Below are 24,699 nucleotides of genomic sequence, written 5' to 3'. Positions count from 1 at the left end.
GTATAGTTAGCTGGTACTTTTTTGATTGTATTGCGTGTTACTTATAAATGATACTGTTTATGAACAATTTTATTAATTCTTTATATTTCCGCTTTTTGTTTCGAAAGCTTAGTCTGGATGAATTCAGAGAGTTAAAACACAATCTGAATAAAATGCCCGACAATGACTTAAAGGATGTAATGGAAACTGCCTGGGACGAAAATCACTCGCTGCCATTAATGAATCAGCAGGCGAAAACGCAGGTAAAGCAGAATCTTTCTTTTTACATAGAGGATGAAATAAAACGTACCCGACAGTTGTTGTGGCTTAAACGAGGAATTGCCGCATCGGTAATCCTGTTGGTTTCGCTTGGCGTTTGGCAATTTGCTTATCACGATACCCCAGACCGAAGACCTTTTGTTGTTGAGGTGAAAAGCGGAGATAAGGCTCAATTGATTTTGCCCGATGGTTCGGCGGTAAAATTAAATTCGGCAAGTTCGCTTGTCTATGATTTTTCTGATCCCGGCAGGCGAAATGTTATACTTACCGGCGAAGCCTTTTTTGAGGTTACAAAGGATAAATCAAAGCCTTTTATTGTGCAGGTAGGAGAGCTGAATATAGAAGTGCTCGGAACAAGCTTTAACGTGTCGTCGTATGGAGAGGATAGCTTTATTGAAACGTCTCTGTTGGAAGGCAGTATTATGCTTTATGGCAAAAATCTGCCCCATGCATATCAATTGAAACCTTCGCAAAAAGCCATTTATAACACAAAAACTAAAACAATACAGATTGAGCCTACGAACAATGGGTATGAAACAGCGTGGATGCAGGACCGTTTAGTGTTTGAATCGGAGCCGTTGGAGAGGGTGATTGATAAGATTGAACGCTGGTATGGAATTACCATTGATTTGCAATGTCCGGAAATTGCCCGGGATATAATATCGGGAAGTTTTAATGGCGAACAGCTTATGTATGTGCTGGAGGCTCTCAAAATACAGTATAATGTGGATTATTCAATTCATGGAGATGATGTTGTCATAAAAAAGTGTAAACCTTAAAATCGTTCTGCCTATGTAAAATATATAATGATGCAATATAAATGAAAATGAGCCAAAGAATGTGGAAGATTCCTTGACTCAAAATCTAAAAAGTTCGTACTTGTGATCCTTGTACAAGCTAAGTAGTTAAACCTTTATCTAAAAAGATTTTATGAATGTAAAATTAGTATTTAATATCAATATGCATAATATACTTTTTAAATATTTGCTAAAAATAATATGTTTATCGCAAATATTTTTTTTCTGTACCGAGGTATACGGTCAGGATCTTTCTCAAAATGTGACGATTAACCTTAAAGGAGCTACCCTGAAAGAGTTTTTTAAGCAAATGGAGAAGCAATCGTCTTTTACAATTATTTACCGGGATGTTGTAATTTCCGAAGTAAAAGATATTTCGCTGAATGTGAAAAACAAACCTGTAAGCTCTGTGCTGGAACAGGTGTTGAGCCCGCGTGGTTTAACCTACCAGGTTACTAATAAAACATTGGTAATCCTTAAAAGCGGAGGGAATTTGGGACCCCAGGAATCAAAACGTAAAGTGACAGGTAGGGTTATCGATGAATTTGGGGAGGCTGTAATTGGCGCGAATGTGTTTGTTAAGGGTTCTTCTACCGGAACAACTACTGATTTGGACGGTAGATACGAATTAAATGCAGGTAACGGAGATGCGTTGCAATTTACATTTATTGGCTATGTACCGCAGGAAGTACGTGTTGGATCTGCCCCGATTATTAATGTTACTATTAAAGAGGATGTAAGAGGGCTGGATGAGGTAGTGGTTGTTGGATACGGTACGCAAAAGAAATTGAACGTAACAGGTTCCATTGCCCAGATTTCTGCAAAGGATTTGGTAAAAGCACCTATGACCAGTGTTACCAATATGCTGGCAGGAAAACTGCCCGGTTTGATTTCTACCCAAAATTCCGGTCAGCCGGGTTCCGACCAATCCAGTATGGTTATTCGTGGAGCCGGTACATTTAACGATTCGTCTCCTCTTCTATTAGTAGATGGAGTGGAGCGAAGCTTTAATACGATAGATCCGAATGATGTGGAGAGTATCAGTATCTTGAAGGATGCCGCTTCTGCTTCGGTATACGGAGTGCGTGCTGCGCATGGCGTGATTCTTGTGAAGACAAAACGAGGTAGTACCGACGGAAAATCAAGTATAAAGTATAGTGGCTCGTATACATTTTCTACAAATACCCGCTTTCCGAAGTTCTTAAATGGTGTTGATTATGCGAAATGGCATAATAAAGCCAGAGAACTGGATGGCAATGAAGGATATTTTTCCGATGAGGAAATAAGTAAGATACAGAATGGTGATCCGGATGGAGTACTTGGTAATACTGACTGGACCGGAGCATTGTTTAAAGACTTTGGTGGTACGCAGCAGCATAATATTTCAATTATCGGTGGAACGGATAAATTCCAGTATTTTGTTAGTGGTGGTATGATGGATCAGGAGGGTATTATTCCTAATTCTTCTTTTAAACGATATAACCTGCGTTCGAATATGGATGTACAAATAACAAACGAGCTTAGGTTTTCGGTTGATATGGCTGGTCGTAATGAAGACAGGGATAATCCGGGATTTAATATTGCACCTAACAATGAATATAATCCTATTACCCAGGCTATCCGCGTTCTGCCTGTTATACCCAAAGAGTATAATGGTTTGCCAACAGCTACAGGTGAAGGTGCAAGTACCTGGAATCCTTTAGCCGGCGTAAATGACAGCGGATTTTCGCAAAATGATCGTTCTGTGTTTGAAAGCTCTGCTTCTTTGGAATATAAGGTTCCGTTTATCAAAGGACTAAAGGCAAAGATGTTCTTTAGCTTTGATAAAAACTACACGGAAACCAAAACATTTCTGAATAAGTATAATGTTGCTAAATATGATCCGGCTACTGGTACTTATGCAACAACACAAGCGGATGGAACAGGGACCTCGTCTTTATTTCAATCTTCGTCGAGCGGACAGATGTTAATGTCGAGACCTTCGGTTGAATATGCAAATACATTTGGCGCACACGACTTGGGCGTTTTATTTCTGTATGAATATCGAGAAACCAGAGGACGTAGTTTCCAGGCTTCCCGGAGGAATTTTTTACTTGATGCTATTCCCGAGCTTCCTTTCGCACAGGAGGATACCCCTAATAGTGTAAAGGGGGGGAGCAGCAATACAAAAACTGCCGGTTATGTAGGTCGCTTGAATTATTCTTATAACAAAAGGTATCTGGCCGAATTTTCGTTCCGCTATGATGGATCTTATAAATTCCATGAAGATTATCGCTGGGGTTTTTTTCCATCTTTTTCGGCTGGATGGGTAATGTCTGAAGAGTCTTTCTTTAAGGATGCTTTTCCGAAGGTGGATAAATTCAAGATCAGAGCTTCCATAGGGGAATTGGGACGCGATAATATCAGTGATTTCTTGTATAAACGATTTTTCTCCCTTACTGGCTCGCCTTCATATGCCTTTGGAAGTGTTCCTGATGCTACATATGTTTTGTATACTACAAACTCGGTTCCATCATACAACCTTACCTGGGAAAAAACAAGAACTGTAAATGTGGGAATGGAATTTGTTGCGTGGAATGGTTTGTTGTCTGCCGATGTGGATGTATTCTATAAGTATACGCATGATATATTGGAAAAAGTGGAAGGGTTATATCCTCCGTCTATCTCCAATAATTATCCTACAATACGTAACTCGGGAGCTGTGGATGCCCGAGGTGTGGAATTGGTTTTGGGACACCGGAATAAAGTTGGAGATGTCTTTTATTCGGTTAACGGAAATATTACATGGGCCCGAAATAAAGTGTTGTCCAGAGCTCAGAATGCAAATATACCAATGTGGAAGAATATTATCGGCAAGCCAATTGGTGGTGTTTATGGTTTTCATGCGTTGGGTCTGTATCAGACGGAAGAACAGTTGCAAAATCGCCCTTCTGGTCCGGGAGGCGTTCAACGTTTGGGTGATTTAATGTACGAAGATATTAATGGCGATGGGAAGATTGATTTGGACGACCAGATCCGTATTGCCGGATCGCATACTCCGGAGATGATGTTTTCTCTGAATGCTGAGGCTACATGGAAAGGGTTTGACATTGGTTTGCAATTTCAGGGAGCTGCATTCTGCGATGTAATTACTAGCGGTTTGTATCCGAACGGTGTTATGGATCAGACAGAGTTTGCCCGTGCTTTTTATGGTGGAGGAAACTCTCCGTATTATTTGGTGGAAGGTTCGTGGACGCCAGAGAATACGAATGCAAAGTACCCGAGATTGGGACAGGCGTGGAATGGAAACAATGGTTGGACAAGCGACTGGTGGGTTGTGGATGGTTCATATCTGCGTCTGAAAAATGCGCAGATTGGCTATTCGTTGCCTAAGAAGGTGATTAGCCGGTTGCATGCTCAGAATATGAGAGTTTACGTGGCGGGAACAAATTTGTTTACATTAGACGGTCTTGACTTTATGGATCCGGAAATGCCAAGCAACACCAATGGGTACTATCCGCAGCAACGTACGTACAGTGTAGGTATAGATTTAACTTTTTAAATGGGATGAAGATGAAAAAAATACTATATGCTTTTCTGGTTTCTTTATGTATTTCTTCCTGTAATTTGGAAGTGGATCCCCGTGATCAGTATTCGGATGCTGTTGCCTGGCAAAACGAGGAATACCTGGATCTTTACGTAAAAGGCCTTTATGCGGCACTGCGTGATAATGCCGAAATTTATACAGATATGTTTTCGGATGGATACTCCGATATTTTGAAATACAGTATTTCAAATCTGAATAGTAGTACCAATCAAAATAAAATTCTACAACAGGAAAATTTTATTACTCCCGCCAATGGGGCTTTGAGTACGTGGGGGAATTACGAGCGAATTAAACGGTTGAATGAGTTTTTGTATGATGTGGATTCTAAAACTGCTCATCTGGATCCCGAATTTGTAAAAGTACGTAAAGCTGAGGTCCGTTTCCTTCGTGCTTTTCTGTATTATAAAATGATTCGTAATCATGGTGGGGTGATCGCAAGATTACATAATTCGGGTGTTGATGGAGGTTTGGATAATGAAAAGGATGTTTCAAGAGCCAGATTGTCCGAAGCTGATTCGTGGAATTTTGTGATTAGTGAATTGGAAGCAATCGCTCCGGAATTGGCTGCAAAAATTCAATGGGATAGCAAAAATACGGGTAGAATTACCCAGGGAGCCGTATATGCACTACTAACGCGTTGTGCTTTATATGCTAAACAATACGATAAAGTTATTGCTGCAGGTAACGCTTTGGAGGCTCTGAAAGTGTATGAATTGTCGGCCGATTATAATTCGGTCTTCAAGAATATTACAAATAAGGAGCTGATTCTGACAGTCGCTTTTGATTCCCCGAGTTATGTGCATTTTCACGACAGGAAATTTCGTCCAACCGGAGATATGGCAGACCGGGGAGGCTGGGCTTGCCCTACAGAGGAGCTGGTTGGTAAATATCAGATCAAAGAGGGGGATACATACGTAGATTTCAACTGGAATAATCCTGCTCATAAAGCGGATCCTTATACAAATAGGGAGCCTCGTTTCTACGCTTCAGTTTTATATAATGGTGCTCGTTGGAACAACCGGACGATAGAAACTTTCGTAGGTGGCAAGGATGGTTATGTTGACTTCGATTTTTCATCCAACAAACCGGCTTGTGTTACCGGATATTTTATGAAAAAATTCTTACAAGAGGGAAACACTAATTTTGATCAGGCTGGTAGTGATGCTTATTGGATTGAACTGCGCTACGCTGAGGTGCTGTTAAATATGTCGGAAGCTTATGCCCAGTCAGGTAATATGCCAAAGGCTTATGAGTATATGAATAAGGTTCGTACACGTGGTGGTGCCTTATCTCCTCGTAATTCTGGCACAAATCTGGATGTGTATTTGACTTATCTGATGGATGAACGTATGCTGGAACTGGCTTTTGAGGGTCATCGCTATTGGGACTTAAGACGTTGGCGAAAGGCGGAAGAGGTGATTGACGGTCAGCGCGCGCATGGAATTAAAATTGTTCGAAACGGAACAGCCTTAACGTATACGAAAGTGGTGTGCGACGATTCGAACAGACATTTCCCGGAAAAGTATTATTATATACCTGTTCCATCTTCCGAGATCAATAATAACTCAGCCTGCGAACAAACTATTCCGTGGTAATTTATATAATTTAAACGAACTGTGTTATGAAATTTAATAAAAATATTGGATACAATTTGTTACTTGCCTTACTAATACTCTGTAGTTCCTGCGCTGAAGACGAGGTCGCCTTTAGTAATACGGATTATTTGTTCAATGCAATTCAAATTCAAAAGTTTGATTACGCCCAAAGAGTGGGTGTGGGAAAGATTTACCAGGGTAAGTACTCTGCAGATAAAGACTCTATCTATTTTGATGTGACTTATTTCCCTGACGAGAAGGCTCCCACTTATCAGGATTGGGTTATACAGGGCTCTGTTTTTAAAGGGGCCAAAGTTGTACCGGGACTTTCTGGCGTGAAGGATTTGACAGATCCGGTAAGTGTTACAGTCTATGCTCCTGACGGGGTAACGAAGCGGGAGGTTGTAATCGTTACTAAGATATATGAGATCCCTTACGGTGAACTGGAAAAGGGCTTTGGCAGATATAATAAGTTGTGGACTAAATCTGCAGCCGACTTGGGGGGATGGGTAACTAATGCGCAGACTTCGCTTGTGGTTGTTGGTGACGAACTTATTGTAAACAATGATACGAAAGATTTTTTGGTGTATGACAAACGTACGGGTTTGAAAAAGGACAAAACAGTGCCTGTACCTGCTGGTAACAAGTCGCATATTTTTGCACTGGCTGTTGATAAGAATGACGTCTTGCATGCCGTGTCCTTTATTAATGCCAACACAACGGATATCTTTAAAATTTACAGATGGTCTTCTGGATTAGACAAAGAGCCGGAAGTATTTTTTCAGGTTTCCGGAACGGATATTCAAACGACCAAAAATACGGGAATGGGTCGTTCTTTATCTATTTGCGGAGACACATACGGTGATGCTCAGCTAATGGTAGCTTTGGATGGATATGGAGGTGCGGAAAGTAGAATTGTACGGATACCGGTGGTTAATGGTGTACCTACGCAAATGCCGGATGTGTTTGAGGCTCCTAATGTAAGCTGGACGTGGAGAGGAAAAGGTATTGCTGCTTCGCCTACGGGTAAAACTCCTTATTTTGCTTTAAGTCTGGGTAGTCCGCAAGGCCTGGTTTATTATGATAATGCGGGTGAGCATAAATTTGTTACAAATGCAGCTAATTCTAATTTCCTTAATAAAGTGGCTGTTTCTGGTGCCTGTTATTTTGAATTTAACCATGCGAGGTATCTTGCAGCATCTTCGTGTAGCTGGCCGGGAGATCTCCGTATGTTGATATTTAGTGTGGATGATCCGACATTGATTTCTTCTAATAAAAGTGAAAATGCGGAAAGATATAGTATTCTTAACCCGTTTTGTGAAAACTGGGAGATTAAAAGTAATGGCAATACAAATGGTACTGGCGATATTACAGTACAGATTCAGAGGGATGGTAAAACTGCGTTGGTATATATGCTTGATACGAATACGGGTATTATGGCGTATGAATTAACGAATGTGGGTTCTTCAAGTAAATAATTAATAACAAGAAATGGGGACGGAGCATTTGTTTTTCTGTCCCCTTTTTAATAACTGCTATCAGAATTATGAAATTATTATTTATCTTTTGTTTGTTTCTGAGTATTTCCTGTAATGGAGCGGAGGTTGAAAAAACAGTTGTACCTCCGATTCCTGAAAAAACAACGGAAAAACCCAAATATCTGTGGTTTGATGCGGAAGCCAATTTTGAGCGTTTTTCAAACCAGGATTCGATTCGTTATTACCTGGATAAAACCAAAATGACAGGTTTTAATCATATTGTGGTGGATGTACGTCCTGTATATGGGGATGTATTATATAAAAAGACCTCTTTTATGACGGAGCTGACTAAGATGAGTGGCTTTTCTCGTACGCTTTCGTGGGATTATTTGCAGTTCTTTATTGACGAAGCGAAGAAGCGGGACCTGAAGGTGACGGTTTCTACTACTATTTTCCCTGCCGGCCGACCGGACACTAAGGAGGGGATGGTTTACCGTGATGCCTCATGGGCCGGCAAAACATCTATCCAGCATACGTCTAAAGGAATACTGAAAGAAATGGATGACCCATCTAAAGTGGCTGCGTTCCTGAATCCGGCATTGCCTGAAGTGCAGGAGTTTGCTTTGAAATTTATCCGCGAACTGGTTGCGAATTACGACTTTGATGGATACGCACTGGACTATTGCCGTTATCTGAGTATCGATTCAGATTTTTCAGATGAGTCGCGCAAATTGTTTGAAGCTTATATAGGAGAAAGAGTGACTAACTTTCCCGATGATATTTTTTATTGGAAAGATGGTCAGCGTCATTTTGGAAAGTACGCTAAAAAGTGGTTCGAGTTCCGGTCAAAGGTTATTCATGATTTCGTAAAGAAGGCAAAAGAAGAGATCAAGATGCATAAACCGGCTGTTCAGCTTGAATACTGGGCTGCTTCGTGGTATGGTGCATTGTATGCGCAGGGGCAGAATTGGGCAAGCAAGAAGTATGATCCGTCTGTGGAATATCCTTCGTGGGCCTCATCAGACTATAAAAAGACTGGATTCGCAGAGCATTTGGATGCATTTATTATAGGGACTTATCTGGAAAAGGTATATGGCATGGAAGATGCTGAGTCAATTGAATATGGCTTAGCAAGAGGTAAAAGGTTACTTAAGGGAGATTGTAAGATGTATGGGAGTATTTATGCTTTAAATTATAAAAATATAGAAGATGCTGCATATATCTGCCTTATGCAGTCTGATGGTTTGATGGTTTTTGATATTGTTCAAGTGATTCAGTTCGATTTATGGGATGAGCTGAAAAGAACTATTGACAAGTCTGGCTATTAATAAATTAAATAATAAATGTAAACAGATAATTGTATTTAGACAGTTCTGTTCGAAGTGTTTTAAGGGCTGCCGACAAATGGTTCTTTACCGTTTGTTCGGTGATGCCTAATTTTGATGCTATTTCTTTGTTTGAAAGTCCGGATTCCCTACTAAGTTCAAAAATATGTCGTTGCCCTTCTGTGAGAAGCCTTTTTGAAAGAGTTAATTTTTCAAGAAATTCATCATAATAGATAATCTCCTCTGATGAATTGTCTGCAACAATTTCATTATCGAAGTATTTGATATAATCTTCGAATTCGGGTTTATTTATTTGCTTTCTGAAAGCATCAATAATAAGATTACCGGCGATTGTGAAGAGCATGGATTTAAAATCTCCTTCTTCGGTAAGTTTTTCTTTATTACTCCATAATTTCAGAAAAGTTTCCTGCACAATATCTTCCGCTATTGAGGGCGATTTTGTATGCACCAATATAAATCCGTAAAGTCTGTCTGCGTAGATGTCGTAGCATGCGTTAAATGCCTCATGAGATCCTTTGCGTAGTTTACGGATTAATTCTATATGGATCGTTTTTTTCATGTACAGTATCAGTTGAGATATAACATTCAAAGATACCTATTAACATTGGTTTATTTCGTTTTTTATCAGATTAATATAAATTATTTCTCTCTAATTTCGTAGTAATAATTTTTGTTATTCTACTCGCGCGATAAGGATGTTTGACGTTGGTATAAAAGGCAATTTAAAAGCAAATTACTCGCGAGATGTGGAGTTTATATGATATAATGTGCAATTAAATTTATATTTTTGTGCTAAATAATAAGTAAATAAGCAAATGAATAGCTTTAAGGTAGTTAAGACGAAGAAGGCAAGCATGGATGCCTTCGACCTCAAGAACAAATGGATGTTGGTTACAGCCGCAAAATCCGATGGTAGTGTGAATACGATGACGGCCAATTGGGGCGGGTTGGGTATTATGTGGAACAAGGAGGTGGCGTATGTTGTAATTCGTCCCCAACGATTTACAAAAGAATTTGTAGATGAGGCTACTACATTTACACTAACCTTTTTTGCCGAAGATTACAAAAAGAAGGCGCTGACTTACCTGGGTAAGGTGTCGGGCAGAGACGAAGATAAAATAGCGAAAGCGGGACTTACAATCTGTAAGGATGAAGAAGGTGTTCCTTATTTTGCTGAAGCTGAATCTGTCTTCTTTGTAAAGAAACTTTTTGTTCAGCCCATGGTGGCGGAATCTTTTCTGGATAAAGAGATCATTTCCCAATGGTATCCGGAGGGTGATTTCCATCATTTGTACATTGCTGAGGTTTGCAAAGTAATGATAAAAGAATAGGTAGCTTCATTGATTATAAAATTTATACAGATGAAATATTTTAAAACAGTTTTGCTTGGTTTATGTCTTGGTACAGCGCTGTTTTCGCAGGCACAGGTCCCGACTAAGCCTTTGGCGTGGGAAGATGTGATTGGTTGGAAGCGTATAACGGCGCAGACTATATCGGATAATGGTAAATGGGTGGCTTGCCAGATGGAGCCTTGGCGTGGTGATGCGTCCGTGACTCTCTATAATGACCTTGGGGCTGAAAAAGCTTCGTTTGCCTCGGCCGAAGGAGCCTCTTTTTCGGCTTCGTCAAACTTTATGTTGGTTACCCTGAAGCCATCTGTTGCTGTGGTGGATTCGCTGAAGTTGAAAAAGACTAAAGAGGATAAGATGCCGATGAACAAGTTGGTGATTTACCACCTGGTTTCGGATAAAAAGGAGGTGATCGATTCTGTGAGAACCTTCAAATTGTCGGAGTCTGCCGATTGGATTGCTTACCAGAGAGGTAGTAAGGCCGATTCTGCCTTGTATGTGAGGTCGCTGGACGGATCAAAAATGGATTCACTTCCGGCGGTGACAGATTTTGGTTTTGCAAAGAAGAGTAATGTTTTGTATTTCGTTAAATCGGAATCGGACAAAAATGATAAAGAAGCGCTGGTAAGTCTGCATACGTTTGTTCCTGAGAAAGGAAAGTCGTTGCTTTTTGAAGGAAAAGGGGTGCTTAAAAAAATGGCTTTCGATGAGAATGGCTCTAAGCTGGCTTTCTTGTATTGTGCTCATAAAGATTCAACGTTCAAGGGGTATTCCCTGTATGTTTCCGAAAAAATGGAGAAGGCTCGTTTGATTGCCGATAAGAAAAATAATGCTTTTCCGGCAGGATGGGTGTTGAGTGAAAATGAATCGCTTCAGTTCTCACGGAATTCTTCGCGACTGTTTTTCGGAACTTCGCCCGAACCGAAGCAGAAAGATACGACTGTGCTTGCCGAGAACCGACCGAATGTGCATATCTGGAATTGGGATGAAGACACGCAGTATACGCAACAGGATTATGATAGGGCAAAGGACTTGAAGAAAACCTATACGGCAGTGTATAACTTTGCTTCGAAACAGGTGTTCCAATTAGCTACTGCAGATATTCCGGATTTGAAGTTGGCCGATGAGGGAAATGCCTCATGGGCTTTGCTTTATTCAACCAAAGCGTATGATACAGAACGGATGTGGACAGGTGATAGCCGGGTGGATATGTATCGGGTTAATCTGGAAACCGGTGTACGTGATGTGATTAAATCAGCAGTGAATGCTACCATGCAACTTTCTCCAAAGGGCACTTTTGCCTATTGGTATAATGCTCCTGATAGTTCGTGGTATACCTATGATATGGCTGCCCGTAAGGAATACAAACTTACTACTCCTGAAAATTTTACTGCCTGGGATGAAGATAACGATGTTCCCGATTATCCGGCAGCACATGGTGTGGCGGGATGGACAACCGATGATAAGCAGGTGCTGATTTATGACAGGTATGATATCTGGCAGTTTGATCCCAGAGCAACGAAAGAGCCGGTTAATCTTACTGTGAACGGCCGTAAGGAGATGATTACTTACAGGTTAGTGAAACTGGACAAAGAGGAGAGGGATATTTCGTTAAATAAGCGACAGATTCTCATCGGATTCAATGAGAAGAGCAAAGGGTACGGATATTACCGTGCGCAGTTTTCGAAAGCCGCTGTGCCTTCCATGTTGATGGCAGGGAATTATATGTTGAAGTCGCCGTTAAAAGCTAAAAAGTCGGATGCCGTTCTTTATACTGTGGAGACTTTCCAGCAGTATCCGGACCTACATTTGTCGGATCTTGATTTTGCCAAGGGCATAAAACTGACTAACGGAGTGGCCCAACAAGAGGGTTTCAACTGGGGTACGGCCGAACTGGTTCATTGGATTTCGTTGGATGGCCGTCCGCTTGAAGGGGTCGTTTATAAACCGGCTGATTTTGATCCTGCCAAAAAATATCCGATGATTGTTAACTTTTACGAACGGAATGCCGAGACGTTGTATGGCTATCGCATGCCGGAGCCTCATCGCTCTACCATAGATTACCATTATTATACCAGTAACGGTTACCTTGTTTTTAATCCGGATGTACGGTATAAAGATGGATACCCGGGAGAAAGTTGTTATAATAGTATAATGCCGGGTATTTCTGCCTTGATTGCCCAGGGGTATGTAGACGAGAAGGCAATCGGTGCACAAGGACATAGCTGGGGTGGTTATCAGGTGGCTTATCTGGCAACCCGTACCAATTTGTTTGCAGCTATCGAGTCGGGTGCTCCGGTGGTGAATATGTTCAGTGCCTATGGTGGTATTCGATGGGGTACAGGTTTGAACCGTTCATTCCAATACGAACATGGACAAAGTAGAATAGGGGGGACACCCTGGCAGAAACCGCTTAACTATATGGAGAACTCTCCATTGTTTACGATGGATAAGGTGCAGACTCCCATTCTGATTATGCATAATGATAACGACGGTCATGTGCCCTGGTATCAAGGGATTGAGTACTTTGTGGCGCTGAAGCGTTTGCAGAAACCAGCTTGGCTGCTTAATTATACCGGCGAGGTACATTGGCCCATGCGTATGGCAAACCGGATTGATTTCCAGAAACGTATGTTCCAGTTCTTCGATCATTATTTGCGTAACCAGCCCATGCCCGATTGGATGAAAGAGGGTGTTCCTGCAGTGGAACGAGATTTTGAATTGGGATACTGACAATAAAAAAATGTTTGCAAAATTGTTTGAGATGTTTGGGGAATATTATAGCTTTGCAGCTATAAAACGTGATTAGTTCCACGTATGTCTCTGGAGAGATGGCAGAGTGGTCGAATGCGGCGGTCTCGAACACCGTTAAACCAATAGGTTTCGAGGGTTCGAATCCCTCTTTCTCCGCAAGGATTTATGTAAACAAAGATAAACCGGGTGAATCAGGATTGGTTCACCCGATTTTTTTATATATTAATCGGGATTGAGTTATATATCTTTACACTAGTGTCCGGTTAAGGACTTTAACAAACTCCTGAAACCCGCATTGATAAAGGCTTTCAAATACGTTCTTTAATTTTTCGATTTGAAAATATTGGAAATTCCCTAGATTTACGAAAAATACCGTAAATCATGAATATAGGGAAAACCGTTTTCGCGCAACTGATGTCATTTTTACCGACTTATGAATTCAACAAGTGTGTTGAAAAGTACAAGGGTAACCATCGCGTAAGGAACTTTACCTGTAAGGAACACTTTTATGTGATGGGTTTTGCTCAACTTACCTATAGGGAAAGTTTACGTGACATCGAATCTTGCTTGACAGCGTTTTCCAATAAATTATATCATTCAGGCATAAAGCAGCCGGTTCCTAAATCCACATTGGCAGAGGCCAACGAAAGTCGGGATTGGCGAATTTATGCAGACTACGCACAAGTTCTGATCAAGGAGGCTCGACACCTTTATGAAAAGGATAACGAGTTCAAGCTTGATGTCAAAAACATGGTGTACGCCTTGGACAGCAGCACCATCGACTTGTGCTTAAGTCTTTTTCCATGGGCGAAGTTTCGCAAAAACAAAGGTGCTGTTAAAATGCACACGTTGCTGGACTTGCGGGGCTCCATACCCACATTTGTACATTTGACGGATGGTTTATGCCACGACGTCAATGTAATGGAACATATCGTAGTCGAGCCTGGTGCCATTTATGTAATGGACAAAGGTTATGTCGATTTCTTTCGGTTCTACACTATCATCCACGAACAACGCGCGTTCTTCGTGACTAGGGCCAAGGATAACATGGCTGCCAGAAGAGTGTATAGTCGAAAGGTGGACAAGACCACCGGACTCAAATACGATCAATCTATAAAACTGACAGGCTTTTACATCAAGAAAGATTATCCAGACTATTTGAGGAGGATAAAATATCAAGATGCCGAAACCGGCAAGATTTATGTTTTCTTGACGAATAACTTAGAGTTACCAGCCTTTACAATTGCTCAGTTATACAAAGAACGATGGAAGATTGAACTGTTTTTCAAATGGATAAAACAGCATCTTCGGATAAAAGCTTTTTATGGCACCAGCAGAAACGCAGTGTACACCCAAATATGGATAGCAATCTGTATGTATCTGCTTGTCTCAATAGTCAAAAAGAAAATGAAATTAGAGCCGCCGCTCTACACTTTATTGCAGATTTTCAGCTTGACTTTGTTTGAGAAAATGCCTATAAATGAGCTATTTATAAATACAAATTACAATTTAACCAGTCCGAATAGTTCTAACCAGTTGAATATCTGGTAGTTTTAACCGGACACTAGTGATATCTTTATTTAATAAAAAACAGAATATGATATTTTATTTCTCTGGCACAGGTAATTCGAAATGGATAGCTCGCGAAATTTCTGTAGTTCAGCATGAGAGGTTGATTTCAATTGCAGATGAAATGACCAATCCGGATGCTGCTTTTCAATATAGGCTGACCGACAATGAAATGATTGGTTTTGTGTTTCCGGTATATTCGTGGGCTCCGCCTGCGATTGTGATGGATTTTATTGATAAGATCCGTTTCGAAAACTTCCGGAATCCATATATGTTTTTTGTTTGCACTTGTGGTGATGAGGTGGGACTTACCGTCGATATTATTAAAAAGGCGGCCGGTAAAAGAGGTTGGAGCTTTAATGCAGGTTTTTCGGTTATAATGCCCAATAATTATGTGTGTCTGCCCGGGTTTGATACTGATCCGAAAGAGCTTGAAGAAAAAAAACTTTCGGAAGCGGTGCCGGCTGTAGGCCATATCAATGCACTTCTTACTGCCAGAGAATCGGATGTATTTGAATATAGGAAAGGTAGTTGGCCTTGCTTTAAGAGCCGGATTATTAATCCACTATTTAATAAATACCAGGTTACCGCCAAGCCTTTTTTTGCAACGGATAGCTGTATATCCTGTGGATTGTGCGAAAAGGCTTGTCCGGTTCATAATATAAGAGTAGTTGATAAACCTGTTTGGGGCGAATTCTGTACTTCTTGTCTGGCTTGTTATCATGTTTGTCCCCAACAGGCAGTACAATATGGAAAGGCAACCCGAAACAAACATCAGTATTTTAATCAGCATCATTAACTAAAAAAGCTCTGCATTTGGCAGAGCTTTTTAGGGGTGTTATTTTGGAACAACATTATAATATTCCAATTTAACGGTGGTTTAGAATATATTAAACGAAAAGGGTTAGTGACAGGTAGCAACCCTATGTGTTGTTGTTACCTGTAACAAAGAAACATATTTATTTTTCATTTTCAGGGGTGTAATTTGAATCCGACAGCAGTAAAGATATATTCGCTTGTTTTGCCTTTGAATTTATTACATCCTGTTCAGGATATCTATCAGTTGTTGTCTTCGTCGGCCGGATATAGGTATCTGAGTCTTATCTTTTAATACAATATATCCCCCTTCGCTTTTATCTAATTTCTTAATGTATTCTATATTAACTAAATGAGATTGATGAGGCCTGATAAATCCATATTCGGATAGTAGCTCGGCATATTCGCCGATGCCCTTAGACACCATTATCTTTTCGCCGGTGTTAAGGTAAAAAGTAGTATAGGCATTGTCGGATTCACAATGTACTATGTCATTAAAGTTGACAAGATGAATTTCCTGCGATGTACGTAATGCAAGTTTTTTATCTTTTAGTGATTCTATATTTACAACGAGAGAGTCGGTTGATGCCCTATTATTCTGTTTATTAATTGCTGCAATGGCACGTTCGACTCCCGACTGAAATTCAAATTCATTAATTGGCTTTAAGATATAGTCTATCGCACTGAATTTTATGGCTTTAATGGCAAAATCGTTAAATGCCGTAATGAATATCAGTTTAAAGTCGTGGTTGTTTAATTGTTTCAGAACCTGGATGCCGGTTCCTCCTTTAATCTCAATATCCATAAATACCAAATCCGGTTTATACCTGGTAATGACGTTTACGGCTTCATCCACGCTCTCTGCTTCAGCCGATATTTCTATATGAGAAAAGTATTCGGCAATCAGATATTTGATTGTTTCTCTTGAAGTGATTTCATCGTCTACAATAATAGTTTTTATCATGATTAAAATGATTTTAAGGGGATTTTTACTGTCACCAAAGTCCCGGATTCAACGGACGGGTCTTTGGCTAAAATAGAATAGAGGATTTCGGTGTCATATCTTTTTCTCAGATTGGCTACTCTTTCTTTAAATATCTGCAAGGCATAAGATACATGGGTTGCGTTTTTATTTTTTGAGCTATCCTGTATTCCAACCCCATTATCATCTACTTGTATGACAAGGTGGTTACCGTCTTTGTAAAACCGTACTTGTATAATTCCCTCTTTATCCATTGGCTCGATGCCATGAATGATTGCGTTTTCAACAAAGGGTTGAATCATCATGGGAGGGAGGTAAACCTCTTCCTGATCGAGTTCGTCTGATACACTGACTACGTAATTCAAGCGTTCACCTAACCTTAGTTTGTGTATTACCAGGTATTTTTCAAGGGTTTCTTTTTCTTCTTGCAAGGAGATAACTTCTTCTCTGGAGTTTTTTAGAATGGAGCGCATCAACGAAGACAGATTACTTAAATAGAATGCGGCTTTTCGTCCATCGTTTTTAAGCATATAACTTTGTATGGCTCCCAGCGAGTTAAACAAAAAATGCGGGTTCATTTGTGAACGGAGTAGTTTTTGTTCAAGCTCGACCTGCTTTGCTCTTTGCTTGATTCGTTTTTGTCTGACTATCCATACGGATCCTGCAGAAACCAATATGAATAAAAAACTCACCCCCCATATATATACGTTTTGTAATTTAATACGGGCATTTTTTAATTCATTTTCATTGTGAAGTAATTCAATTTGTCTCTCTTTTTTCTCTGCCTGGTATTTTGCTTCAATTTCGAGCACTTTCTCCTGAAGCTCGTTATTTTGAAGCGAGTCGGTCAGACGATGAGTTTGTTCGTGGTAATAAAGAGCCTCCTTCCAATTACCTTCTTTTCGGTATGTTTTGTATAACCCTTCGTACGAATTTACAAACTCTGTCTTAAAATTGTATTTGTTAGCCAGATTAATACCCTCTTTGTAGTACTGTTTAGCTTCAAAAGTGTTGCCTAAAGCCAGGTAAACATCTCCCATGAGGTTATTGGAAAAAACGAGTCCGTAATAGTTATTGTCTTTCTTATTAAGCGTTAATGATTCCTGCGTTGCTAATAATGCTTTCTTATTTTGCCTTGTTTCTAGGTATACGGAAGCAAGATTGTTTAGAGCCGTTGCCATTCCATTAATGAATCCTTCTTTTTTGCTTAGGTTATACATTTCCTGATAGGCACTGATAGCCTGATCGTATGCTTTATTGTCATCGTACATCGAACCCAGTTCATTAAGGATGCAGATTTTGGTGTCGAATGTAGCATAATTGGGGGTGGCTGCCAATGTTCGCGCTTTTTCAAGAAATAGCTTCCATTTTTTATCAATATTCAATTGTTTATAAACATCACCGATATTCAGGTAGTAGGCTGCAAGGTTAGTTGAATCACCGCATTGAATTCGTAGCTCGAGCCCTTCGAGCATTACTTTTAAGGCCTCTTCAAACTTTCCTTCGTCAATATAATCGGTTCCGATATTGATTTTGACATTAGCTGCTCTGGCTGAATCAGCCAACATTAAATAGGCTTCGTAGGCTTTATATGATAATTCAATACCTTCCTGCCGCAAGCCGGAACCGCTTAAAAGTATTGCCAGATTATTTAAGATCTCTGCTTTCAGTTGCAGGTTGTTTTCGTATTCTGCATGATTCAGGGCCTGTTTGTATGTTTGTATACTTTCTTCTATTTTGCCATTTTTCTCGTATTCTACAGCAAGATCGAACCATCGTTTAGTTTCTGTGGGGATATGCAACATTGAATTTTGCGAATGATTTGTGCTCGCAAAAAGGTTTTGTTGAATAAATGTATTCAATAAAACGAATAATAAGATGTATAGAGTAATACGTTTATTCATTTAACTGCTAGTGTAGGATACCTTATGATCTATCTAATAGATGCAAAAGTATCGCTTTTTACTTGTTAATTGCGGACTTATAGGCCTGTTTTTGAAAAGAAGGTCCTGTTTGTGGTGTTTCAATAAAAAACCTAATTTTTGGTGTTTTGAAGGAATAACAGGATCTCATCCAGATCAGCATCCTTAAGCAGTACCTTTTTCCCCTTATCAAGCAGATAAAGGGTGGGCATGGCTTTTAGGTCGTATAGCTCTTCGTTGGCTATTTCCTGATTTGAATCGAATCCGTTTATCCAGTTAGCCGGCATCTTTTCAACTTTATGTTTCCAACCTTCTTCGTCAACACCGGTATAAACAGACAGCACTGTAAGGCTTTTATTTTTTATATATGAATTTATTACATCAGAATTGGATAGATCAGTTGTGGTTTGCAGGCAATTTTCACAATCGATATCGTTTAAAAACAGTAAAATGTAGGGCGACTGAATATCATTCAGTTCTTTTTTCGTGTTGTTATTAAGGATAAAAGAGAAGTTGAGAGCAATCGACCCCGGGAGATTCTTCTTCGCCAGGATAAGCAAAGCATTGTATCGTATCTTGTCTGATTCTGATGAGTAATCCGACTTAATAAGAGTTTCAAGTACCGGAATATAAAGTTGATCGTTTTGGAAGGGCGAGTTTGGATCGTATAAATACTTTTCGGCTAAGTCTTCGAAATAACCGAAGATCAGTTTGTTGGCTTCCGCCCTATGCATCGTTTGAGCCATGTAGCCTGTTGCTTTATCTCTATCTATAAGTTTGAGAACATCAATATAATTTACATAGGCCTGTTCTGTGATTTCAGGCATATGGATATAGGTTGTGTCTGTAAAGTTGAAATGCGTCCAATAATGTTCTGCAAGATAGTCAGCTCTATCTTCAGGAGAAGTAAGTGTAACAGGCACAGCCGGATACTTAAATTCCTTCACAACGCTTTCTGCAACAGGAGCAGTCTTTCCCGCCTGGCCACAGGAAGTATTGCTAATGCCTAACCCCATCAAAATTATAAATATAAATGTCTTTTTCATTTCGTAATAGTGTTTATTGGAAATGTATTTTCAAAAGTAATGAAATAATTGAATAAAAAAAGCCCTGGCCGAAATAATTCGCCAGGGCTGCTAAAAGTGTTCACTGCATTCTTGGATTTGGTTAATATCATGGATATACTTTAGAATTAAACGGAAGACCCTAAAAACCAGCTATATGTATGCACCGAATGCAGCTAAGAATACCACGTTTACTTTCTTGCCCATTATTAAAAAGACAGGTGAATATGAAGTGTTTTTCTACTGTATTCCTTTAGGAGATAACGTTTCAAAAGAAATGGTTGTACAAGTTAAGCATGCTAAAGGAAAAACAAAAATCGTAATTGATCCTGTAAAAAACCACAGCTCATGGGTTAGCTTGGGTACCTATTCATTCAATAATGGGGATGGTGCCGAGATCATGGTTGACGGAACAATGACTAACGGAGGACTTATTGCCGATGCTGTTATCCTACGGCCGGTAGGTGCAACGGCAATTGCAAATAAATAAGTTTTATGTAAATAGCTTAATGTTAAAATAATAAGGGCCTGATCAACAATCAGGCCCTTTGTTAGTTATTCAACCGTAACAGACTTGGCCAGATTACGTGGTTGATCTACATCTTTTCCTTTACAAACAGCTATGTGATATGCCAGCAGTTGCAGAGGAATGGTTGTGATTAGCGGATCAAGGCATTCGGTTGTTTGAGGTAATTCAATACAAATATCCGCAAGTTTAGAGATTACTTCATCACCTTCCGACACAAAGGCTATTACACGCCCTTTACGAGCCTTAATTTCCTGAATGTTACTCAATATTTTGTCATACATGCCATTGTGTGTTGCAATGACTACTACTGGCATTTCTTCATCGATAAGTGCAATCGGACCATGCTTCATTTCAGCAGCCGGATAACCTTCTGCATGGATATAAGATATCTCTTTAAGCTTTAATGCCCCTTCCAATGCTACAGGGTAACTATAGCCCCTCCCTAAGTAAATAAAATTATGGGCATAGGTAAAGACTTTAGCAATACTCGCAATTTGATTGTTAGTTTGTATTGCTTTTTCCATTTTATCGGGGATAGACATTAGTTCTCCCACAATCTTTAAGAACTCATTGTTGCTTATCGTTTGTTTGTTTTTTGCAAGAGTCAGAGCTAACATGGCAAGCACAGTTACTTGCCCCGTAAATGCTTTTGTTGAAGCAACTCCTATTTCCGGACCTACATGTATGTATGACCCGGTGTGGGTAGAGCGGGGAATTGAAGATCCAACAGAATTGCAGATCCCATAAATAAAAGCTCCGCATCTGCGGGCGAGATCAATAGCGGCTAAAGTGTCGGCCGTTTCTCCCGATTGAGATATGGCAATCACAACATCGTTTTCATCAATTACCGGATCTCTGTATCGAAATTCGGATGCATATTCTACTTCAACAGGAATTCTGCAGTAACTTTCTATAAGGTGTTTGCCAATAAGTCCTGCATGCCAGGAAGTACCACATGCCACAATGATGAATCTTTTTGCTTTTAGCAGTTTTTCCTTATGATCAATGATGGCGGATAGAACAACATTTGTGCCTTCCACATTAATTCTACCTCGCATACAATCTCTGATACAGTTGGGTTGCTCAAAAATTTCCTTCAGCATAAAGTGGGGATATCCTCCCTTTTCAAGCTGACCGATATTAAGGGCAACGGTTTGAATCTCGGGTGTAACAGAAACATTTTGAATATTAACTACTTTCAAATCCTCTCCATATCTGATTAACGCAATTTCTTCATCTTCGAGATAAACCACTTTGTCGGTATATTCTACAATGGGAGTCGCATCAGAGGCTAGAAAAAACTCGTTATCTCCAATTCCGACAACAAGCGGACTGCTTTTTCGTGCCGCAATGATTTCGGAAGGCCGGTCCTTATCTAATACAGCAATGGCATATGCTCCGATAACTTCGCGAAGGGCTAATTGAACTGCTGTAAGCAGATCAAGGTCTTTAGACACCTTTATGTACTCAATCAGTTGAACTAATACTTCAGTATCGGTACTGCTTTTAAAAGTGTAGCCTTTTTCTTGCAATCGATTTTTCAGAACAGCATAGTTTTCTATTATACCGTTATGAATTAAAGCGATATTTTCGGATGAGGAATAATGAGGGTGTGCGTTCGCTTTACAAGGTTCGCCATGAGTTGCCCAACGTGTATGCGCTATACCAATGGTTCCAGATACATCTTTATCTGAAATATAGGCTTCAAGTTCAGACACCTTTCCTTTCGCTTTATATACATTTAAATTTTGATTATTGTTGATTATCGCAACTCCGGCACTGTCATATCCCCGGTATTCTAGTCGCTTTAATCCTTTAATAAGAATAGGATATGCTTCACGCATTCCAACGTAGCCCACAATTCCACACATAGTATCTATATTGTTTTACATTAATTGGGTACAAATATAGATATATATATTACATAAAGATTTAATTGAGATTAAATATTAAGCAATTTGATCGTTTTTGCTAAGTTTTAATATTCTCAATGCTCCTCTCATGACTATGAGAAATACAATAGAACCAACAACCAGATCCGGTATGCCACTTTTAAGAAAATACACTAAAGCTCCAGCCAGAATAACGCCGGCATTTATTATTATATCATTGGATGAGAAAATTATACTTGCTTGAATATGGGCATCTTTACTTTCTGCTTTTTGCAAAAAATATAAAGATAAAACATTTGCCATCAAAGCTGAAATCGAAATCCCGATCATTACCAGATAATCCGGGATTGTTTCCATCCCAATAAATCGTTTTATTACCTCCGTAAATCCCCAAACAGCTAGTCCAATTTGTAAATAACCGCTAATTCTGGCTACCTGTTTCTTTTTTCGAACCGATGTCCCAACAGCAAGCAAACTCATACCATAGACTAATGCATCAGCTAACATATCCAGACTGTCTGCTACAAGTCCCATGGACCTGGATAAAATTCCAGATAAAGATTCTATCAGAAAAAAAAGGAAATTAATTAGTAGAACTATCCATAATATTTTCTTTTCAATATGATTGTTATTTGATGGTACTGAGTCGGAAACTACAGTTGAAGACAAAAGCTTTGAATTCAAATTAAGGGAACTAATACTAGAGTCAATTAACTTGACGTCTTCTTTATGAAGCACAATTAAGATGCGATTTTCTAAATCAAATTTTAGAGAGATTTCTCTAAAGTTTTGTAGTTTTAAACGGATTAAACTTTCTTCACTGGGGCAATCCATTTTTTCTATTTTGAATATGCTCTTTATCATTTGATATTATTTTCAGTATAAAAAAAGGATTAGCGGTAAATAGTCTTTCAGATCAATACGTAATTGTTTCAATGCTTGCTGGATTCTATAATCCACAGTTTTGGATGAAACATTAAGTTGCGAAGCAATTTCTTTATATGTAAGCTTTTGAAAGCGGTTCATTTCGAATGCCTCCCGATAATTTGAAGGTAAAGCCTCTAATGCTGATTGAATTTTCTGAGAGAGTTCCTCAACTACATAGAAGTCGGGATCATCAAAGAGATGATCATCTCCTTCGTACAAAGTCTGAAGAATACGTTGTTTGAGATCATTCCTATTTATTAAAGTTATACATCTGTTTTTTACGGCTTTGAATAAGTAGCTTATCAGGGAAGTTTCCCACACAGGCATAGTCCGGTTTTCCCAGAACCAAATCATAATTTCCTGAGCAATCTCTTCTGCATCTTCCCTCTCAACAAATTGATTGGCATAGCTACATAATGCCGGATAATGTCGCAGAAAAAAAGTGTCAAAGGCTTTCTCAACACCTTTTTGTATTAGTTGATAGAGTTCTTCATCCGTATTTCGTGAAGTATAGGCGGCCATTAAATCTTCTTCTTTTTTGCAAACATAATACTTTTTAAGAAATAAATTCAAAAAAAAAGGATTTTGATTTAGGACATTTGAATTCTGGTTAGTCTTACTTATATAAACGAAAGAACAGTTGAAGACATTAATATGGTTGATGAAGCACTAATATTAAGATACTTTACAGGCGAGATCACTGCAGAAGAAAGATCTTATGTAGAGAAATGGATATCAGAATCCGAACAAAACAGGAAATTGGCTAAAGATATCTATTACCTATATTTTGCAGTTGATACATTGTATACGATGAAATCAGTCGATTCGAAGCAGGCCTTAAAAAATGTAAAAAAGAGAGCGGCAAAAAGAAAGACCGGAACCATTTTTACATGGATTCAACGTGCTGCAGCAATTCTTTTTATTCCATTGTTACTGAGTACTGTTTTCAGTAAATTGAAAAAAGAACCGATTGAGTATATGGAGATTCGTACAACACCAGGCATGGTGGCTTCTGTAAATTTGCCCGATGGATCTGTTGTCTGGCTTAATTCCGACTCGTATTTACGTCATCCGGTAAAGTTTACAGGCAAAACAAGGGAAGTGAATTTAATTGGTGAAGCCTATTTTAAGGTGAATCGTAATGAAAAGTTACCTTTTTTTGTGAATACAAAAGAAAATCTGCGTGTTGAAGTTTTAGGAACCGAGTTTAATGTTGATGCTTATGATGATAATCAATATGTTTCCACAACTTTACTCTCAGGATCGGTTAAACTTAATTATAAGGGAAGTAATAATCAGGAAAAGAATATAGTTATGCAACCCGGACAGAAAATATATTATGATGAACTGTCTAAGACAATAGCTGTTTCGCAACCATTTCTTCCATCGGAGGTGGCATGGAAAGAAGGAAAGATTATATTAAGAAATACATCTCTTGAAGAGACTTTAAAAATGTTAAGCAAAAGATTCAACGTGTCTTTTGTGCTTAAGAATAAAGCTTTGAAAGATAATTATTTTACGGGGACATTTGATAAGCAACAATTGCCCCGAATCTTGGAACATCTTCGGATTTCGTCCAACATCAGGTACAGGATAATTGATCCAAAATCCGGAGATGAGGGATTGAAAGAACGTAGCAAAGTGGAATTATATTAATGTGGAGACTATTTGTTTAACTGAAAAATAAAAGAAATGAAAACACGCTCACCATAAAAGAAAAAACATACGGGAAAATATTGGCGTATTTCCCCGTATGAAACAATTGCTTACTCGTTTGGCGACGAGATTTCAGCAATCATTATTTTCTAACTTTAAATCCGTACAAAAATATGACA

At 39.2% G+C, this 24,699-nt stretch carries 18 protein-coding genes and 1 tRNA gene; 12 read left to right on the top strand and 7 right to left on the bottom strand.

Translation table 11 applies throughout. The features are described 5' to 3' along the window. Positions 1 to 59 precede the first annotated feature (59 nt). The 5 genes from F5613_RS04525 to F5613_RS04505 all read left to right on the top strand — a co-directional run bounded on the left by F5613_RS04525 (position 60) and on the right by F5613_RS04505 (position 9,042). The gene (locus F5613_RS04525) at positions 60 to 1,037 is read left to right on the top strand and encodes a FecR family protein (protein ID WP_179398835.1); all 978 of its coding nucleotides are present in this window, start codon (positions 60 to 62) and stop codon (positions 1,035 to 1,037) included. Positions 1,038 to 1,317: 280 nt separating this feature from the next. Beyond that, complete coding sequence (locus tag F5613_RS04520) at positions 1,318 to 4,596, top strand: TonB-dependent receptor (RefSeq protein ID WP_179398834.1); 3,279 nt, start codon at positions 1,318 to 1,320, stop codon at positions 4,594 to 4,596. Positions 4,597 to 4,607: 11 nt separating this feature from the next. Then, a complete protein-coding gene (locus F5613_RS04515; RefSeq protein ID WP_179398833.1) occupies positions 4,608 to 6,236 on the top strand; it encodes a RagB/SusD family nutrient uptake outer membrane protein in 1,629 nt (542 codons plus the stop codon). A gap of 26 nt (positions 6,237 to 6,262) precedes the next feature. Beyond that, a complete protein-coding gene (locus F5613_RS04510) occupies positions 6,263 to 7,714 on the top strand; it encodes a DUF5018 domain-containing protein (RefSeq protein WP_179398832.1) in 1,452 nt (483 codons plus the stop codon). Positions 7,715 to 7,782: 68 nt separating this feature from the next. Then, a complete protein-coding gene (locus tag F5613_RS04505) occupies positions 7,783 to 9,042 on the top strand; it encodes an alpha amylase family protein (RefSeq protein WP_179398831.1) in 1,260 nt (419 codons plus the stop codon). A gap of 4 nt (positions 9,043 to 9,046) precedes the next feature. On the opposite strand, the gene F5613_RS04500 is transcribed toward F5613_RS04505, so the two are convergent. Beyond that, entirely contained in the window at positions 9,047 to 9,619 is a 573-nt protein-coding gene (locus F5613_RS04500) for an RNA polymerase sigma factor (RefSeq protein WP_179398830.1), read from the bottom strand. Between the two features lie 256 nt (positions 9,620 to 9,875). On the opposite strand from F5613_RS04500, the gene F5613_RS04495 reads away from it, so the two are divergent. From F5613_RS04495 to F5613_RS04475, 5 genes are all read left to right on the top strand, one after another. Then, the gene (locus tag F5613_RS04495) at positions 9,876 to 10,391 is read left to right on the top strand and encodes a flavin reductase family protein (RefSeq protein WP_179398829.1); all 516 of its coding nucleotides are present in this window, start codon (positions 9,876 to 9,878) and stop codon (positions 10,389 to 10,391) included. A 30-nt stretch (positions 10,392 to 10,421) separates the two neighbouring features. Then, positions 10,422 to 13,142, top strand: a complete 2,721-nt coding sequence (locus F5613_RS04490; protein WP_179398828.1) for an alpha/beta hydrolase family protein — start codon at positions 10,422 to 10,424, stop codon at positions 13,140 to 13,142. Between the two features lie 92 nt (positions 13,143 to 13,234). Beyond that, positions 13,235 to 13,319: transfer RNA gene (locus F5613_RS04485), tRNA-Ser, on the top strand. A gap of 225 nt (positions 13,320 to 13,544) precedes the next feature. Then, positions 13,545 to 14,714 carry an IS4 family transposase gene (locus F5613_RS04480; protein WP_179398827.1) on the top strand — a complete coding sequence of 390 codons (1,170 nt, stop codon included), beginning with the start codon at positions 13,545 to 13,547 and terminating at the stop codon, positions 14,712 to 14,714. A gap of 46 nt (positions 14,715 to 14,760) precedes the next feature. Next, positions 14,761 to 15,531, top strand: a complete 771-nt coding sequence (locus F5613_RS04475; RefSeq protein WP_179398826.1) for an EFR1 family ferrodoxin — start codon at positions 14,761 to 14,763, stop codon at positions 15,529 to 15,531. Positions 15,532 to 15,768: 237 nt separating this feature from the next. On the opposite strand, the gene F5613_RS04470 is transcribed toward F5613_RS04475, so the two are convergent. The 3 genes from F5613_RS04470 to F5613_RS04460 form a co-directional block, all read right to left on the bottom strand. After that, positions 15,769 to 16,512 (bottom strand): LytR/AlgR family response regulator transcription factor, encoded by a 744-nt coding sequence (locus F5613_RS04470; protein ID WP_179398825.1) that lies wholly within the window; start codon positions 16,510 to 16,512, stop codon positions 15,769 to 15,771. Between the two features lie 2 nt (positions 16,513 to 16,514). Further along, entirely contained in the window at positions 16,515 to 18,335 is a 1,821-nt protein-coding gene (locus F5613_RS04465; RefSeq protein ID WP_179398824.1) for a tetratricopeptide repeat-containing sensor histidine kinase, read from the bottom strand. Positions 18,336 to 18,565: 230 nt separating this feature from the next. Then, positions 18,566 to 19,498: a DUF5106 domain-containing protein gene (locus tag F5613_RS04460; RefSeq protein WP_179398823.1), complete on the bottom strand. Its 933-nt coding sequence runs from the start codon at positions 19,496 to 19,498 to the stop codon at positions 18,566 to 18,568. 103 nt (positions 19,499 to 19,601) lie between these two features. Between F5613_RS04460 and F5613_RS04455 the strand changes: the two genes are divergently transcribed. Continuing rightward, positions 19,602 to 20,006: a golvesin C-terminal-like domain-containing protein gene (locus F5613_RS04455; RefSeq protein ID WP_455639257.1), complete on the top strand. Its 405-nt coding sequence runs from the start codon at positions 19,602 to 19,604 to the stop codon at positions 20,004 to 20,006. Between the two features lie 65 nt (positions 20,007 to 20,071). Here the strand turns inward: F5613_RS04455 and glmS are convergent, their stop codons facing one another. From glmS to F5613_RS04440, 3 genes are all read right to left on the bottom strand, one after another. Beyond that, positions 20,072 to 21,916: a glutamine--fructose-6-phosphate transaminase (isomerizing) gene (gene glmS, locus F5613_RS04450; protein WP_179398821.1), complete on the bottom strand. Its 1,845-nt coding sequence runs from the start codon at positions 21,914 to 21,916 to the stop codon at positions 20,072 to 20,074. Positions 21,917 to 21,994: 78 nt separating this feature from the next. After that, entirely contained in the window at positions 21,995 to 22,801 is an 807-nt protein-coding gene (locus tag F5613_RS04445; RefSeq protein ID WP_179398820.1) for a cation transporter, read from the bottom strand. Between the two features lie 12 nt (positions 22,802 to 22,813). Then, positions 22,814 to 23,386: an RNA polymerase sigma-70 factor gene (locus F5613_RS04440; RefSeq protein WP_179398957.1), complete on the bottom strand. Its 573-nt coding sequence runs from the start codon at positions 23,384 to 23,386 to the stop codon at positions 22,814 to 22,816. A 132-nt stretch (positions 23,387 to 23,518) separates the two neighbouring features. Between F5613_RS04440 and F5613_RS04435 the strand changes: the two genes are divergently transcribed. Beyond that, positions 23,519 to 24,520 (top strand): FecR family protein, encoded by a 1,002-nt coding sequence (locus F5613_RS04435; RefSeq protein WP_179398819.1) that lies wholly within the window; start codon positions 23,519 to 23,521, stop codon positions 24,518 to 24,520. Positions 24,521 to 24,699 lie beyond the last annotated feature (179 nt).

The organism is Macellibacteroides fermentans (assembly GCF_013409575.1).
Classification (GTDB): Bacteria; Bacteroidota; Bacteroidia; order Bacteroidales; family Tannerellaceae; genus Macellibacteroides; species Macellibacteroides fermentans.
This window is presented reverse-complemented; position numbering and strand designations above follow the sequence as displayed.

Coding starts and splice junctions, on each gene's coding strand:
- F5613_RS04480 (WP_179398827.1), top strand. CDS start 13,545: ATGAATATAGGGAAAACCGTTTTCGCGCAACTGATGTCATTTTTACCG.
- F5613_RS04445 (WP_179398820.1), bottom strand. CDS start 22,801: ATGATAAAGAGCATATTCAAAATAGAAAAAATGGATTGCCCCAGTGAA.
- F5613_RS04460 (WP_179398823.1), bottom strand. CDS start 19,498: ATGAAAAAGACATTTATATTTATAATTTTGATGGGGTTAGGCATTAGC.
- F5613_RS04440 (WP_179398957.1), bottom strand. CDS start 23,386: ATGGCCGCCTATACTTCACGAAATACGGATGAAGAACTCTATCAACTA.
- F5613_RS04495 (WP_179398829.1), top strand. CDS start 9,876: ATGAATAGCTTTAAGGTAGTTAAGACGAAGAAGGCAAGCATGGATGCC.
- F5613_RS04505 (WP_179398831.1), top strand. CDS start 7,783: ATGAAATTATTATTTATCTTTTGTTTGTTTCTGAGTATTTCCTGTAAT.
- F5613_RS04515 (WP_179398833.1), top strand. CDS start 4,608: ATGAAAAAAATACTATATGCTTTTCTGGTTTCTTTATGTATTTCTTCC.
- F5613_RS04435 (WP_179398819.1), top strand. CDS start 23,519: ATGGTTGATGAAGCACTAATATTAAGATACTTTACAGGCGAGATCACT.
- F5613_RS04490 (WP_179398828.1), top strand. CDS start 10,422: ATGAAATATTTTAAAACAGTTTTGCTTGGTTTATGTCTTGGTACAGCG.
- F5613_RS04470 (WP_179398825.1), bottom strand. CDS start 16,512: ATGATAAAAACTATTATTGTAGACGATGAAATCACTTCAAGAGAAACA.
- F5613_RS04525 (WP_179398835.1), top strand. CDS start 60: ATGAACAATTTTATTAATTCTTTATATTTCCGCTTTTTGTTTCGAAAG.
- F5613_RS04465 (WP_179398824.1), bottom strand. CDS start 18,335: ATGTTGCATATCCCCACAGAAACTAAACGATGGTTCGATCTTGCTGTA.
- F5613_RS04475 (WP_179398826.1), top strand. CDS start 14,761: ATGATATTTTATTTCTCTGGCACAGGTAATTCGAAATGGATAGCTCGC.
- F5613_RS04500 (WP_179398830.1), bottom strand. CDS start 9,619: ATGAAAAAAACGATCCATATAGAATTAATCCGTAAACTACGCAAAGGA.
- F5613_RS04510 (WP_179398832.1), top strand. CDS start 6,263: ATGAAATTTAATAAAAATATTGGATACAATTTGTTACTTGCCTTACTA.
- glmS (WP_179398821.1), bottom strand. CDS start 21,916: ATGTGTGGAATTGTGGGCTACGTTGGAATGCGTGAAGCATATCCTATT.